Origin of the sequence: Streptomyces sp. WAC04114, assembly GCF_019733245.1 — a bacterium.
Lineage (GTDB): Bacteria > Actinomycetota > Actinomycetes > Streptomycetales > Streptomycetaceae > Streptomyces > Streptomyces massasporeus_A.
The window spans coordinates 23615-37201 of the sequence record NZ_JAIGQA010000030.1 but is presented as its reverse complement, the minus strand read 5'-3'; the positions used below and the strand labels follow the sequence as shown (position 1 = coordinate 37201).

Sequence of the window (13587 nt, the reverse complement as noted above, 5' to 3'; positions counted from 1 at the left end):
GCGGTGTGATGAGCATGCGGTGATCCTGCCAGCGCGGCCCGCTGGTGCGCCTTGGGTTTCCGACGTCGCGGCCCGCCCTCCGCAGACCCGCGCCATGCTCGCCGACGTCGACCGGGCCATCCAATCTTTCTGACGACTTATTAACGATGAGCCTCTGATCTGACATGATCAATTCCTGTTTGATTGGGGGGCGTTATGGGAGAGGTGCCACGTTGGCTTGCCGGAGCCGTCAAGGAGTTCGGCGCGGAGTGTGCGAAGAAGCTGGCCGGGCCGGGGGGGGCCGGAGGCAGCGATACGCACGCCGCTGGAGCAGCTGCTACGGACGGCTGGGCCTGAGCTCGGGGTGCATGCCGTCTTCCACGATGAGGTGCGGGATACCGAGCGGCGTGTGCGGCCGGACTACGGGGTCAGCATCGACGGGGTGATCACCGGATACATCGAGGTCAAGGCACCCGGCAAGGCCGTCGCCCCAGCAGCCCTGCGCGGACACGACAAGGTGCAGTGGGAACGGCAGCAGGACCTGCCGAACCTGCTGTACACCAACGGCACCGAGTGGCGGCTGTACCAGGACGGCGAGCACCGGCGCACGGTGCACTTCACGGGTGACCTCTACGACGGGAAGGTGACCGCCCCACCGGAGTTCGAGGCGCTGCTGACGGACTTCCTGGTCTGGAAGCCGGCGCCGATCACCAGCCTCGGCGGCCTGGTGACGGCCATCGCCCGGATGACGCGGCTGTTGCGCGGGGAGGTGCTGGACCAGTTGGCGGCCGAGCACACGGTCGTGCGGGGCGGCGCCGATGAGCGCCTGCAGCCCTTCCTCGGGCTGGCTGCCGAGTGGCGGGCGATGCTGTTCCCCCACGCGGACGAGGCGACATTCGCCGACGGGTACGCGCAGACCGTAACGTTCGCCCTGCTGCTGGCCCGCACAGAGGGCATCACCGTCTTCGGCGAGTCCCTGCACACGATCGGTGAGAAGCTCCGCGCCGACCACTCCCTGATGGGGCGGGCGCTGCAACTCCTCACCGACGACGTGGCACGGGATTTTCGAGTCACCCTCGACCTGCTGGCCCGCACGGTCGACGCCGTCGACTGGGCCCGTATCCGCCGCGGTGGCCGCGACACCTACCTGCACCTGTACGAGCACTTCCTCGACGCGTACGACCCCGAGCTGCGCAAGCGGTCCGGGGTCGTACTACACGCCGATCGAGGTCGTCGAGCAGATGGTCAGGCTCACCGACGATGTCCTCGTCACCCGCCTCGGCAAGCAGCGTGGTTTCGCCGACCCCGGGGTCTTCACGGTCGACCCGGCCATGGGGACGGGAACCTACCTGCACGCGGTACTCGAGCGGATCGCGGCGAACGTCGCCGCCCACGACGGGCCGGGAGCCGTCTCCGGTGCGGTCACCCGGGCCGCTGAACGCGTCGCCGGGTTCGAGCTGCAGATGGGCCCGTTCGCGGTGGCCGAGTTGCGGGCCGCCGAGCAGCTGAACAGCTACCAGGCCGTCCCACCAGACGGCGGCCTCAAGTTATTCGTCACCGACACCCTCGATGACCCCAACGCGGCCGAGACGCAGCTCAGGTCCGCTCTCCAGCTCATAGCGGCCTCCCGCCGCAAGGCCAACGAGATCAAGGCTCGAGCGAACGTCACCGTCGTAATAGGCAACCCGCCCTACGCCGAACTTGCCAACGGCGCCGGCGGCTGGGTCGAGAACGGCGGCCTGGAGCTTAAGACCAAGAAGGGCAAGAAGGCCATCCTGGACGACTGGGTCATCCCCGGGATGAGCAGGTTCAAGGCTCAGCTGAAGTACCTGTACGTCTTCTTCTGGCGCTGGGCCACCTGGAAGGTCTGGGAATCCACCGCCGACGGCAACCTCGGCGTCATCGCCTTCATCACCACCTCCGGATACCTCACCGGCCCCGCCTTCGAAGGCATGCGCGCCTACCTGCGCCGCTACGCCTCTGAGGGATGGATCATCGACTGCACGCCGGAAGGCCAGACCCCGAACATCCCGACCCGGATCTTCCCCGGCGTACGCCAGCCCCTCGCCATCAGTATTTTCGTGCGCCGCGTCGGCGCTGACAACACCACACCGGCCCGTATCCGCCACCGCGCCCTGACCGGGCGCCGTGCTGACAAGTTCGCCGCCCTGGCCGCCACCGGGCTCGATGACGACGGCTGGCGCGACTGCCGCACCGACTGGACGGCCCCCCTCACCCCCGCCAGCACCAGCCAGTGGGACACCTACCCGGCCCTCGACGACCTCCTGCCCTGGTACTCGCCAGGCGTCTTCCCCACCCGCACCTGGGTGTACGCGCCCAGCGGCGGCGTCCTGGAGCGCCGATGGTCCCATCTCATTGGCGAAGACGACCGCGAACAGAAGGCGCAACTCTTCAAAGAGGGTAACGACGCCAGCCTTAAGAAGACCAAACCGCGCCTGCCCGTTGACGACACCTGCTCCACGCCCGGGAAGCCCTTGATCCAGGAGACCGCAACCTCACCCGCCGTTACCCGCGTCGGTTACCGGTCCTTCGACAGGCAATGGGTGATCGCCGACCCCCGCGTGATGGACAGGCCCCGCCGCGACCTGTGGGCCGCACGCATACCTGGTCAGGTCTTCGTCGTCGAGCAGCACCGGAAGAGCATTCGGTCCGGCCCGGGCGTGGTGTTCTCCGCCCTGATCCCGGACTTCGATCACTTCAAGGGCTCCGAGGGCGGTAGGACCCTCCCGTTCCTCCACCCCGACGGAACCCCCAACCTTGCGCCGGGCCTGACTGACGTGAGGCTGCCGGTGGGCGACCCTCAGCGCCCGCTGAGCCAGAAGCCCCTCACGGCGCTGCCGGAGACCCTGGCCTACGACGAAGATCGCCAGACCATCGTCATGGGCGACGGCGAGTTCGGGCCGGTCCCACGCCAGGTGTGGGACTACGAGGTCGGCGGCCACAATGTCATCAAGTCGTGGTTCGACTACCGCAAGAAGGAGCCCGGCGGGCGCCGCAGCTCGCCGCTCGACGACGTCAACGCCACGGCGTGGGATCCGGACTGGACGGGCGAGTTCCTCGACCTGCTCTCCGTCCTGACCCGCCTGACCGGGCTCGAATCCCAGCAGGCCGAGACCCTGGAGTCCATCCTCGCCAGCGGCATCGCCACACTGGACGACCTCGCCGCCGCGGGGGTTCGCTGGCCACAGAGCAAGGCGGACAGGAAGCCCCGCTTCTCGCTGGACTCCGCGCCCGACGGCGCGGGTGACACCTTGCTGTAGAGCGGCCTCGCCGAGCTGTTGCGTGTGCGCGTAGGCGGGTGCGGAAAGTGCGGAGACCCCACCCTGATACATGGGCAGGGGCAAGCCGACGCTGCTGCGCGCAGTGGCGGAAGCCTGCAGCTGGGTGGCTGCGCGGATCTTCCGTTGTCTGGCAGTTGTGGCAGATGCTGAACGCGTGAACATCAGGGACTGGTACGAAAAGCGGGATCTGCCCGGGGGTACACCGTCCAGGGCGCCGAACTACTACCACGACGAGAATGACGACCCCATCGACTACCGGCTGGACGGATCTTCTGCCGAGTGGGACCCATCGGGGGATCAGGGCCTCACCGGGGATGATCCGCTCGAGTGCGCTGGCTGCGGGCACACGAACCCAGAGAGCCTCGACGAGCGTCGCCTCTGCCCGTACTGCAGGCCTAAGAGTTCAGCCGGAGACCGCAAAGTTCGGCCCAGGAACCGCAGGCGTCGGCGTTGACCGTGGCTTTGTGATCCCGGGGCTGGAATAAGGACCCGCGGCCGGGTGGCTGGCGGCACGTAAATCACCAGCCTCGTGCGCGCCACTCCGCGAGGTGGGGCCGCTCCGTGCCGATGGTGGTGTCGTTGCCGTGGCCGGGGTAGATCCACGTCTCGTCGGGCAGGACGTCGAACAGCTTGGTCTCCAGGCCGTCCATCAGGGAGTTGAACTCTTCCGGACGTGTTGTCCGACCAGGACCCCCTGGGAACAGGCAGTCCCCGGTGAACACATGGGGATGCCCGTGCGGGTCGTCGTAGACGAGGGCGATCGAGCCGGGTGTGTGTCCGACCAGGTGGCGCGCGGTGAGTTCCACGCGCCCCACCCGGATGGTGTCGCCGTCGTCGACCGGCACGGCGGTCCGCACGGGGATGCCCTCGACGTCCTCCCGGCCCGCGTAGGTGCGGGCGCCGGTGGCCGCCACGACCTCGGCGAGCGCCTGCCAGTGGTCGCCGTGCCGGTGGGTGGTGACGACGGACGCGATGCCGTCGCGACCGATCATGCCGAGCAGGGTCTCCGCCTCGTTCGCCGCGTCGATCAGCAACTGCTCGTCCGTGGCCCGGCAGCGCAGCAGATAGGCGTTGTTGTTCATCGGACCCACCGCGATCTTGCTGATCATCAGGTCCTTGAGCTCGTGCACATCGGCCGGTCCGCCGACCGTCACCTCTCCGCTGTACGTCATGCTCGCCAGCCTATAGCGGGGAGCGGCCCCGGTCCCGCGGCCGGGGCGGCGGTCCTACAGCGGGGGCAGTGCCGGCAGCGGGTCCCCGTCCACCGTGAGAGCGGCGCCGGTGCGGCGGCCGGCGAGCCAGCCCAGCAGGTCCGCCGGGGAGCCCGTGACGGTCACCTCCGGTCCGCCTTCCACATGCCGTCCCGTACGCCACGCGCGCGTGCCGTCGGTGAGCCGTGTGGGCGGTACGTCGGGGTGCCCGGCGAACCGGTCGGCGAGGAAGTCGATCTCCCGCTCGGTGAAGTCCGCCGGAAGATCCTCCAGCTCGTAGCCGATCCCCAGGTCCACGTGGTGCAGCTCCACCTCGACCCACCGCCGGAACGGCACCCGGGACGCGGAGTCCGTGACCCCGTTGCGCAGCTCCACCGTGCGCGCCCAGTCGGCCGGGGCGTCCCCCGCCTCCTGGAAGCGTGCCGCGCTCTCGCGCAGGTCGGCGAGCTGGACGTCGAGGCCGCGCGGGGCGTCCCGCTCGATGTCGGCGTCCCGGGCGTCCCCGGAGACGTACATCGGGCGCCCCTGGAGCACGTTCACGAGGGCGTCCGCGTTGCGGGCGAGGTGGGCCAGGACGTGGCCGCGGCTCCAGCCGGGCAGCCGTGACGGGTGGGTCACAGACGCGTTGTCCAGTTTGCCGACTGCGGTCAGCAGCCGTTCCGTCGCGTCACGTACAGACGCCAGGTCATGAGCGTGATCAATCATGGTGCTGACCCTAACTCCGCCACTCCTTCGGGTGAAGGTGGTGAAGCAGTGCCGTAATTCGAAAGCACGTGCTATAAGGTCGGACGTGGCGTCGGGCATGCTGGAGAGCCGGGGTTTGTTGACAACCCGTGAACCCAACCGGCGTTGTCAGTGGCTCCCCCTAGTCTGAGAAAGACGGGGGCCCCGCCCCTGTCACTTCTCTCAAGAAAGGTGCGGACCGGCGTGGCCGACCGTCTCATCGTTCGTGGAGCGCGCGAGCACAACCTCAAGAACGTCTCGCTCGACCTCCCGCGCGACTCGCTCATCGTCTTCACGGGCCTGTCGGGGTCGGGCAAGTCCTCGCTGGCCTTCGACACCATCTTCGCGGAGGGACAGCGCCGCTACGTGGAGTCCCTCTCCTCGTACGCCCGGCAGTTCCTCGGCCAGATGGACAAGCCGGACGTCGACTTCATCGAGGGCCTCTCCCCGGCCGTCTCCATCGACCAGAAGTCGACCTCGCGCAACCCGCGCTCCACGGTCGGCACCATCACCGAGGTCTACGACTACCTGCGTCTGCTCTTCGCGCGCATCGGCAAGCCGCACTGCCCCGAGTGCGGCCGCCCCATCACGCGCCAGTCGCCGCAGGCCATCGTCGACAAGGTCCTGGAGCTGCCGGAGGGCAGCCGCTTCCAGGTGCTGGCGCCGCTGGTGCGCGAGCGCAAGGGCGAGTTCGTCGATCTCTTCGCCGAGCTCCAGACCAAGGGCTACTCCCGCGCGCGGGTGGACGGCGAGACGATCCAGCTGTCGAACCCGCCCACGCTGAAGAAGCAGGAGAAGCACACCATCGAGGTGGTCGTCGACCGCCTCACGGTCAAGGACGGCGCCAAGCGCCGCCTCACCGACTCCGTCGAGACCGCCCTCGGTCTGTCCGGCGGCATGGTCGTGCTCGATTTCGTCGACCTCCCCGAGGACGACCCCGAGCGCGAGCGCATGTTCTCGGAGCACCTGTACTGCCCGTACGACGACCTGTCCTTCGAGGAGCTCGAGCCCCGCTCCTTCTCCTTCAACTCGCCCTTCGGCGCCTGCCCGGACTGCACCGGCATCGGCACGCGCATGGAGGTCGACCCGGAGCTGATCGTCCCCGACCCGGACAAGAGCCTCGACGAGGGTGCCATCCACCCCTGGTCGCACGGCCACACCAAGGACTACTTCGGCCGCCTGATCGGCGCCCTCGCCGACGCGCTGGGCTTCCGCACGGACATCCCCTTCGGCGGCCTGCCGCAGCGCGCCAAGAAGGCCCTGCTCCACGGCCACAAGACCCAGGTCGAGGTCCGCTACCGCAACCGCTACGGCCGTGAGCGCCGGTACACCACGGCCTTCGAGGGCGCCGTCCCGTTCGTCAAGCGCCGGCACAGCGAGGCCGAGAGCGACTCCAGCCGCGAGCGCTTCGAGGGCTACATGCGCGAGGTGCCCTGCCCCACGTGTGGGGGCACGCGCCTGAAGCCGATCGTCCTCGCGGTCACGATCATGGGCAAGTCCATCGCCGAGGTCTCCGCGATGTCGATCAGCGACTGCGCGGACTTCCTGGGCGAGCTGAAGCTCACCGCCCGCGACAAGAAGATCGCCGAGCGCGTGCTGAAGGAGGTCAACGAGCGGCTGCGGTTCCTGGTCGACGTCGGCCTGGACTACCTCTCGCTGAACCGCGCGGCCGGCACCCTGTCCGGCGGCGAGGCCCAGCGCATCCGTCTGGCCACCCAGATCGGCTCCGGCCTCGTCGGCGTCCTGTACGTCCTCGACGAGCCGTCCATCGGTCTGCACCAGCGCGACAACCACCGGCTGATCGAGACCCTGGTCCGGCTGCGGGACATGGGCAACACGCTCATCGTCGTGGAGCACGACGAGGACACGATCAAGGTTGCTGACTGGATCGTCGACATCGGCCCCGGCGCCGGTGAGCACGGCGGCAAGGTCGTGCACAGCGGCTCCCTGAAGGATCTCCTCGCCAACGCCGAGTCGCAGACCGGTCAGTACCTGTCCGGCAAGAAGGCCATCCCGCTGCCCGACATCCGACGGCCGCTGGACCCCTCCCGGCAGCTCACGGTGCACGGCGCTCGGGAGAACAACCTCCAGGACATCGACGTCTCGTTCCCCCTGGGCGTGTTCACCGCCGTCACCGGCGTGTCCGGCTCCGGCAAGTCGACGCTGGTCAACGACATCCTCTACACGCACCTGGCCCGCGAGCTGAACGGCGCACGGAGCGTGCCCGGGCGGCACACGCGCGTGGACGGCGACGACCTCGTCGACAAGGTCGTGCACGTGGACCAGTCGCCCATCGGCCGCACCCCGCGCTCCAACCCGGCCACGTACACCGGCGTCTTCGACCACATCCGCAAGCTGTTCGCCGAGACCACCGAGGCGAAGGTCCGCGGCTACCTGCCCGGCCGCTTCTCCTTCAACGTCAAGGGCGGCCGCTGCGAGAACTGCGCGGGCGACGGCACCATCAAGATCGAGATGAACTTCCTCCCGGACGTCTACGTCCCGTGCGAGGTCTGCCACGGTGCCCGGTACAACCGGGAGACCCTGGAGGTCCACTACAAGGGCAAGTCCATCGCCGAGGTCCTGAACATGCCGATCGAGGAGGCCACCGCCTTCTTCGAGGCGGTCCCCGCGATCGCCCGGCACCTCAACACGCTCAAGGACGTCGGCCTCGGCTACGTCCGCCTCGGCCAGGCCGCGACCACCCTGTCCGGCGGCGAGGCGCAGCGTGTGAAGCTCGCCAGCGAACTGCAGAAGCGCTCCACCGGCCGCACGGTCTACGTCCTGGACGAGCCGACCACCGGTCTGCACTTCGAGGACATCAGCAAGCTGCTGACAGTCCTGTCCGGGCTGGTCGACAAGGGCAACACGGTCATCGTCATCGAGCACAACCTCGACGTGATCAAGACGGCCGACTGGATCGTCGACATGGGCCCCGAAGGAGGCGCCGGCGGTGGCCTGGTCGTCGCCGAGGGCACGCCCGAGCAGGTGGCCGGGGTCCCGGCCAGCCACACCGGCAAGTTCCTGCGGGAGGTCCTCGGCGCCGACCGCGTCAGCGACGCGTCCTCGGTGAAGGCGCCCCGCAAGACGGCCGCCCGCAAGACGGCCGCCCGCAAGACGGCGGCTCGCAAGACGGTCGCCGCCAAGACGGCGTCGGCCCGCAAGACCGCCACCAAGACGGTCGACAGCACGGCCGCCAAGAAGACGGCGACCAAGACCACCAAGGCCGCCGCGAAGAAGACGACCCGGACCAGCAAGGGCTGAGGTAGGTCCCTGCTGCCGAACGCGCCGTGCCCCCACAGGCCACGGCCTGTGGGGGCACGGCGCGTTTTCGTATGCGGTCAGGCGGCCTTCGGCTCCACGAACTGCATGTCGAGCTGGATCTTGATCACGTCGCCGAGCACACCGGGGGCGAAGTTCAGCCCGAAGTCGCTGCGCCGGATCTCGCCCGTCGCCTCGAACCCGGCGTGCCGGCTGCCGTCCATGGGCACGTCGACGAGCCCGCCGAACTCCACGGCGAAGGTCACCGGGCGGGTCACGTCGCCGATCGTCAGCTCGCCCTCCATCGCCCAGTCCTCGCCCTCGCCCGACACGCGCGTCGAGCGGTACGTCATCGTCGGACGCTTCTCCACATCGAGCAGGTCGGAGGCGCGGACGTGCGCGTCCCGGTCGGTGTTACCAGTGTCGATCGAGGCCAGGTCGACGGTCGCGGAGACCCGCACGTCCTCGAGCCGCTCCCCGACGGACAGTCCGGCCTCCAGCCGCTCGAAGCGGCCCCGCACCTTGGAGATGCCCAGGTGCCGGACGGTGAAGTTGACGGAGGAGTGGAACGGGTCGAGGGCCCACTGACCGGCGGCCAGCGGCAGGGCGGTGAGAGCGGTGTCATTCGTCATGCCCTCCACCTTCACGTCCGCGCGGCGCGGCAGGGAGACCGGCCGGAGCCTGGTAGTGACGGGGCCACCCTCCGCACCCGGGGGCGCTGTACGTTCGGCGGGTGAGCGACAACGAGTTGGGCACGTATCTGCGCACCTGGCGTGAAGCCGTCACCCCGGCCGAGGCGGGTCTGCCCGCGGGCCCCCGGCGCCGCACCCCGGGCCTGAGGCGTGCCGAGCTGGCCACGCTCGCCGGCGTCAGCGTCGAGTACCTCACCAGGCTGGAACAGGGCCGCGACCGCAACCCCTCCGCCCAGGTGCTCGGCGCTCTCGCAGACGCCCTCAACCTCTCCCTCAACGACCGGATCCTGCTGCGCCGCCTCACCAAGGAGGCGGACGGCGGCGATCCGCTGGTCTGCGCCGCGGCCCCCTCGCTCAGCCACTCGGCGCGCCCCACCGTACGGGCGGTGCTGGACCATCTGGAGCCGGCTCCCGCCCTGGTGGTCAACTGGATCGGTGACGTCCTCGCCCACACGGCCGGGTACGAGCGGCTGGTCCGCCCCCTCGGCCTGCTCGACGACGAGCGCCCCAACCTCCTCCGGTACCTGTTCACCGACGAACGGGCACGCAGCGCCTACCGTGACTGGGACCGGGTGGCGGACGACCTCGTCGCCCGGCTCCGGCACGGGGTCCCTCTGAGGGACCCCTACCTCGCCGAGCTGGCCGACGAACTCACGGTGACGGCGGGCGCGGACTTCGCCGACCGTTTCGCCGACCTGGCCATGACACCGCGGCGGACGGGATCCCAGCACATCGAGCACCCCGAGGCCGGTTCCCTGCGGCTCCTGCACGAGACGCTCGCGCTCCCCGACGAGGGGCAGCAGCTCGTCGTCCATCTGCCCGCGGACGAGGCCACGGCCGCCGCCCTGGACCGCCTCCACGGCCGCCGCCCGGGCGCACTGCGGGCGGTCACGCTGGGGGAGACCGGCTGAAGCACCCCCGGCCCACCACGGGACCCCGCCGGTGTCAGCCCTTCAGCTCGTGCGCGTACGGCGGCTCCGCGCCGGCCCGCGAGCAGGTCACCGCCGCCGCGCGGGCCGCGAAGCCCAGCAGTTCCGTCCAGCCCGCGGACCCCAGTTCGGCGAGCGCGCGAGTGCCGAGGGCGTCGCGTGCCGCGAGCCCGTGCAGCAGGGCCGCGTTGACCGTGTCGCCCGCACCGATCGTGTCCACGACCTCGACGCGTTCGCCCGGCACCGCGTACTCGCCGCCGTCGGCGGTGAAGGCGGTCAGCCCGTCGCCGCCCCGGGTGATCACGACCGCCGCCGGACCGGCCGACAGCCACTCCCGGGGCGTGCCGCCCAGCCACGCGGCGTCCTCCTCGGACAGTTTCAGCAGCGACACCGACGGCAGCCAGCTCTTGAACCGCGCCCGGTAGGCGTCCGCGTCCGGGATCAGGCCGGCCCTGATGTTCGGGTCCAGCGCGGTGAACAGGCCCTGCGCGGCCGCCCGGCGCATCAGCTCCTCGTACGCGCTCGCCCCCGGCTCCAGCACCAGCGAGCAGGTACCGAAGGAGATCGCCCGGGTACCGGACGGCAGCGCGGAGGGCGCCGCGAACAGCCGGTCCGCCGTCCCGTCGACGTAGAAGGAGTACGCCGCCGAGCCGTCCGCGCCGACCGTGGCGACGGCGAGGGTCGTGGGCTCGGGGCCGCGCTGCACCGAGGTCACGTCGACCCCGGTCTCCCGCAGCCGGTCCAGCAGGGCCTCCCCGAAGGCGTCCGCCGACACCCGCGAGCAGAAGGCCGCGGGGGAGCCGAGGCGGCCCAGCGCCACGGCCGTGTTGAACGGGCCGCCGCCGAGCGCCGGCTGCAGCGCTCCCAGGGCACCCGTGCCCTGCGGTACCAGGTCGATCAGTGCCTCACCGGCGACGACGATCACGACGGGGTTCCTTCCTCGGACGGGCTGGGGCAACCGCACGATGCGCGGTGGACGAAGGTGCAGGGCAGACGAACGGTTTGGGCGGCCCGGTCCGGCTCGGCGAGGCGCTCAAGGAGCACGCGGACGGCCCGCGCGCCGATGTCCCTGCCGGGCTGCGCGATCGCGGTGAGCCGGGGCGAGAACAGATCCGCCCACGCGAAGTCGTCGAAGCAGCACAGCGCGATGTCGCCCGGCACGGACAGGCCGTGTGCGGTCAGGGCGCGCAGCACTCCGATGGTCGTGGCGTTGTTGCCGGTGACGAGCGCGGTGGGCGGCACACCCAGCGACAGCAGGGCCTCGGTGGCCTGCTCGGCGCCGGCCGACTCCGAGTCGCCGTGCACCAGCAGCCGCTCGTCGTAGGCCAGCCCGGCGAAGGCCAGGCCGCTGCGGTAGCCGGTGATCCGCTCGCTCGTGGTGCTGAGCCCCGGCCGTCCCGCCACCAGCCCGATCCGCCGGTGACCGAGCCCGGCGAGATGGGTGACCAGCCGGGACATCGGTTCGGCGTTGTCGGCGCACACCTGGTCGAAACGCGGACCGCCGTCCGCCCCCGGCGCGTCCACCAGCCGGTCCAGGAACACGGCCGGCACGTCGTGCCGCTCCAGGTAGGCGAGTAGCTCGCGCGGATCGGCGGAGGGCGCGACGATCATGCCGTCCACCCGGCGCTCGTGCAGCAGCTGGACGACCTTGCGCTCGTGCCCCGGGTCGTCGTGCGGATCGGCGATCAGCAGGCTGTAGCCGGCCTCCAGCGCGGCGGCCTCCACGCCCTGCAGGATCTCCGTGAAGTACGGGTTGCTGATCGCCGACACCGCCAGCCCGATGGAACGGGTGCGGGCCGTCACCAGGGAACGGGCCAGCGTGTTCGTGGTGTAGCCGAGCTCCTCCACGGCGTCCAGGACCGCCTGGCGGGTGTGCGGCAGCACCGGCCGGGTGCCGTTCAGCACATGCGAGACCGTCGCCACGGAGACACCGGCGCTCCGCGCGACGTCGGCCATGGTCGCCATGCCGCTCCCGCCTCCTCGATCAGGTTCAGGCGGGAACGTATCGCATCCCGTGGCGGACGTAAACGATTGCGCAAACGTTTACGTCTGCCGTGAGCGGCGGCCCGGCGTGCCGCCGCCCGGCGAGTCCCTACTCCCAGTCCCAGCCGATCCCCAGGAACCCCGCCCGCAGCCGCGGCTCGACCAGATGCACCGACCGGTGCCGTCCGCTCAGCGCAAGGTCCTGGCAGCCGCTGCGTGGCGCCGCCGCAGAGTGCTGGGCGAAGCGATGGCAGCGCACCGGCACGGCCGCCGCGTCGAAGCGCACCTGGAGGGCGTACTGGCCGCCGGGGGAGTCGAAGCCCCGCACGTACTCGCGCGACGCACCCGCCGTGCCGTCCTCGACGCCGTAGCGGAACAGGAAGGTGTCCCCGGCGCGCAGGCGGGTGTCGAAGAGCAGCTCGGCCGCGAGCACTCCCGTGTCGCGGTGCCAACGGACGCGTCCGGTACGGCAGTTCTCCAGGGCGTGCACCCGCATCAGCTCCGGCGTGGCTCCCCGGTCGCCGTGGTGGACGGCCACGAAGCGGTCGATGCCGTCCCGGTGGGCGCGCACGATGTGGTGCGACTCGCGCTCGGCCAGCTCGCGCCGCGCGCCGATCCGCAGCCGTTCGTGGTGGGCGAGGGTGTGCAGGCCCCCGTCCGGCGGGCAGTCCAGCTCGGCCAGCAGCTGGTCCAGGACCCCGGAGGCCTCGACGAGGGAGCGGTAGGAGCGGGCGGCGGACCGCAGCCCGGACGGGCTCTCCCCGGACTCGGCGAGCAGCCGGATCAGCGACTCCTCCGGAAGCTCCAGGATCTCCTCCAGCGCGCGCACGGCCCGCAGCGACTCGGGGCGCTGCGGACGCCGGGCCCCCTGCTGCCAGTAACTCAGGCTCGTGACGCCGACCTTCACGCCGTGGCGGGACAGATGGTGCTGCACGCGCTGCAGGGGCAGTCCGCGGGCGGCGATCGCGGCCCGCAGGGCGACGTGGAAGGGGCCGCCTCGCAGGGCCGAGTCCAGTTCCGCGGTGGCGACGTCCGCGTGCTGTGTGGCGTGCGGCATGCAGGGGCCTCTCTCTGAGTCGGCAACGGCTGGTCAGACCGTTCGCGCGGGGCCGTCGAAGAGACACAGGGCAGCTCTTCACATCCGTACGCCGTCGTTCAAGGCCCCGAGTTCCCCCGCATTGAAGCGTGTTGACCTGGTCCCGACAACACCTGATGCCGGACAGTGACGTACGCGCATCCCGGCCGGTTCCGTCCGGACATGCGAACGCCCGGGGCGCACGCCCCGGGCGTTCGCAGTCGACGTGTGCTTCTAGGAGCGGTCGCTTCCGCCCTGATCCCTCAGGGCCAGGCGCTTGGCCCGCGCGATGTCGGGATCGCGCGGGTCCAGGGCGTCGCGCAGCGCCAACGGCTCGTCCGTGTACCTGCGGGCACGAACCGCCCGCCGGGTTTTCTCGATCCGCATCCGCTTCATGTGCGCAGCCCTCCGACCCGTGGCCCGCCCGCCCCCAGC

The 13587-nt window shown here is 70.6% G+C and carries 11 protein-coding genes; 4 read left to right on the top strand and 7 right to left on the bottom strand.

Annotated elements, in window-relative coordinates:
• The first annotated feature begins 367 nt into the window (after positions 1–367).
• Positions 368–1417 (top strand): hypothetical protein, encoded by a 1050-nt coding sequence (locus K4G64_RS41025; protein ID WP_308122330.1) that lies wholly within the window; start codon positions 368–370, stop codon positions 1415–1417.
• Entirely contained in the window at positions 1311–3260 is a 1950-nt protein-coding gene (locus tag K4G64_RS11430) for a type ISP restriction/modification enzyme (protein WP_308122332.1), read from the top strand. The genes K4G64_RS41025 and K4G64_RS11430 overlap by 107 nt, the downstream gene beginning before the upstream one ends.
• 539 nt (positions 3261–3799) lie before the next feature.
• Here K4G64_RS11430 and K4G64_RS11425 read toward each other — a convergent pair.
• Entirely contained in the window at positions 3800–4453 is a 654-nt protein-coding gene (locus K4G64_RS11425) for an MBL fold metallo-hydrolase (RefSeq protein ID WP_221755913.1), read from the bottom strand.
• 54 nt (positions 4454–4507) lie between these two features.
• Positions 4508–5197, bottom strand: coding sequence for a maleylpyruvate isomerase family mycothiol-dependent enzyme (locus K4G64_RS11420; RefSeq protein WP_221755912.1), 690 nt, complete (start codon positions 5195–5197; stop codon positions 4508–4510).
• A 222-nt stretch (positions 5198–5419) separates the two neighbouring features.
• On the opposite strand from K4G64_RS11420, the gene uvrA reads away from it, so the two are divergent.
• Positions 5420–8476, top strand: a complete 3057-nt coding sequence (gene uvrA, locus K4G64_RS11415) for an excinuclease ABC subunit UvrA (RefSeq protein ID WP_221755911.1) — start codon at positions 5420–5422, stop codon at positions 8474–8476.
• A gap of 77 nt (positions 8477–8553) precedes the next feature.
• Here the strand turns inward: uvrA and K4G64_RS11410 are convergent, their stop codons facing one another.
• Positions 8554–9105, bottom strand: coding sequence for a YceI family protein (locus K4G64_RS11410; RefSeq protein WP_221755910.1), 552 nt, complete (start codon positions 9103–9105; stop codon positions 8554–8556).
• Between the two features lie 101 nt (positions 9106–9206).
• On the opposite strand from K4G64_RS11410, the gene K4G64_RS11405 reads away from it, so the two are divergent.
• Positions 9207–10076, top strand: coding sequence for a helix-turn-helix domain-containing protein (locus K4G64_RS11405; protein WP_221755909.1), 870 nt, complete (start codon positions 9207–9209; stop codon positions 10074–10076).
• 34 nt (positions 10077–10110) lie between these two features.
• Here K4G64_RS11405 and K4G64_RS11400 read toward each other — a convergent pair whose 3' ends face one another.
• The 4 genes from K4G64_RS11400 to K4G64_RS11385 form a co-directional block, all read right to left on the bottom strand.
• Positions 10111–11019: a carbohydrate kinase gene (locus K4G64_RS11400; protein ID WP_221755908.1), complete on the bottom strand. Its 909-nt coding sequence runs from the start codon at positions 11017–11019 to the stop codon at positions 10111–10113.
• Entirely contained in the window at positions 11016–12059 is a 1044-nt protein-coding gene (locus K4G64_RS11395) for a LacI family DNA-binding transcriptional regulator (protein WP_221755907.1), read from the bottom strand. The genes K4G64_RS11400 and K4G64_RS11395 overlap by 4 nt, the downstream gene beginning before the upstream one ends.
• A 127-nt stretch (positions 12060–12186) precedes the next feature.
• On the bottom strand, positions 12187–13134 hold the full coding sequence (locus K4G64_RS11390; RefSeq protein WP_221755906.1) for a hypothetical protein: 948 nt from the start codon (positions 13132–13134) through the stop codon (positions 12187–12189).
• A gap of 252 nt (positions 13135–13386) precedes the next feature.
• Positions 13387–13539: a hypothetical protein gene (locus tag K4G64_RS11385; protein WP_221755928.1), complete on the bottom strand. Its 153-nt coding sequence runs from the start codon at positions 13537–13539 to the stop codon at positions 13387–13389.
• Positions 13540–13587: the final 48 nt, after the last annotated feature.

Coding starts and splice junctions, on each gene's coding strand:
- K4G64_RS11385 (WP_221755928.1), bottom strand. CDS start 13,539: ATGCGGATCGAGAAAACCCGGCGGGCGGTTCGTGCCCGCAGGTACACG.
- K4G64_RS11420 (WP_221755912.1), bottom strand. CDS start 5,197: ATGATTGATCACGCTCATGACCTGGCGTCTGTACGTGACGCGACGGAA.
- K4G64_RS11390 (WP_221755906.1), bottom strand. CDS start 13,134: ATGCCGCACGCCACACAGCACGCGGACGTCGCCACCGCGGAACTGGAC.
- K4G64_RS11410 (WP_221755910.1), bottom strand. CDS start 9,105: ATGACGAATGACACCGCTCTCACCGCCCTGCCGCTGGCCGCCGGTCAG.
- K4G64_RS11395 (WP_221755907.1), bottom strand. CDS start 12,059: ATGGCGACCATGGCCGACGTCGCGCGGAGCGCCGGTGTCTCCGTGGCG.
- K4G64_RS11425 (WP_221755913.1), bottom strand. CDS start 4,453: ATGACGTACAGCGGAGAGGTGACGGTCGGCGGACCGGCCGATGTGCAC.
- K4G64_RS11430 (WP_308122332.1), top strand. CDS start 1,311: ATGGGGACGGGAACCTACCTGCACGCGGTACTCGAGCGGATCGCGGCG.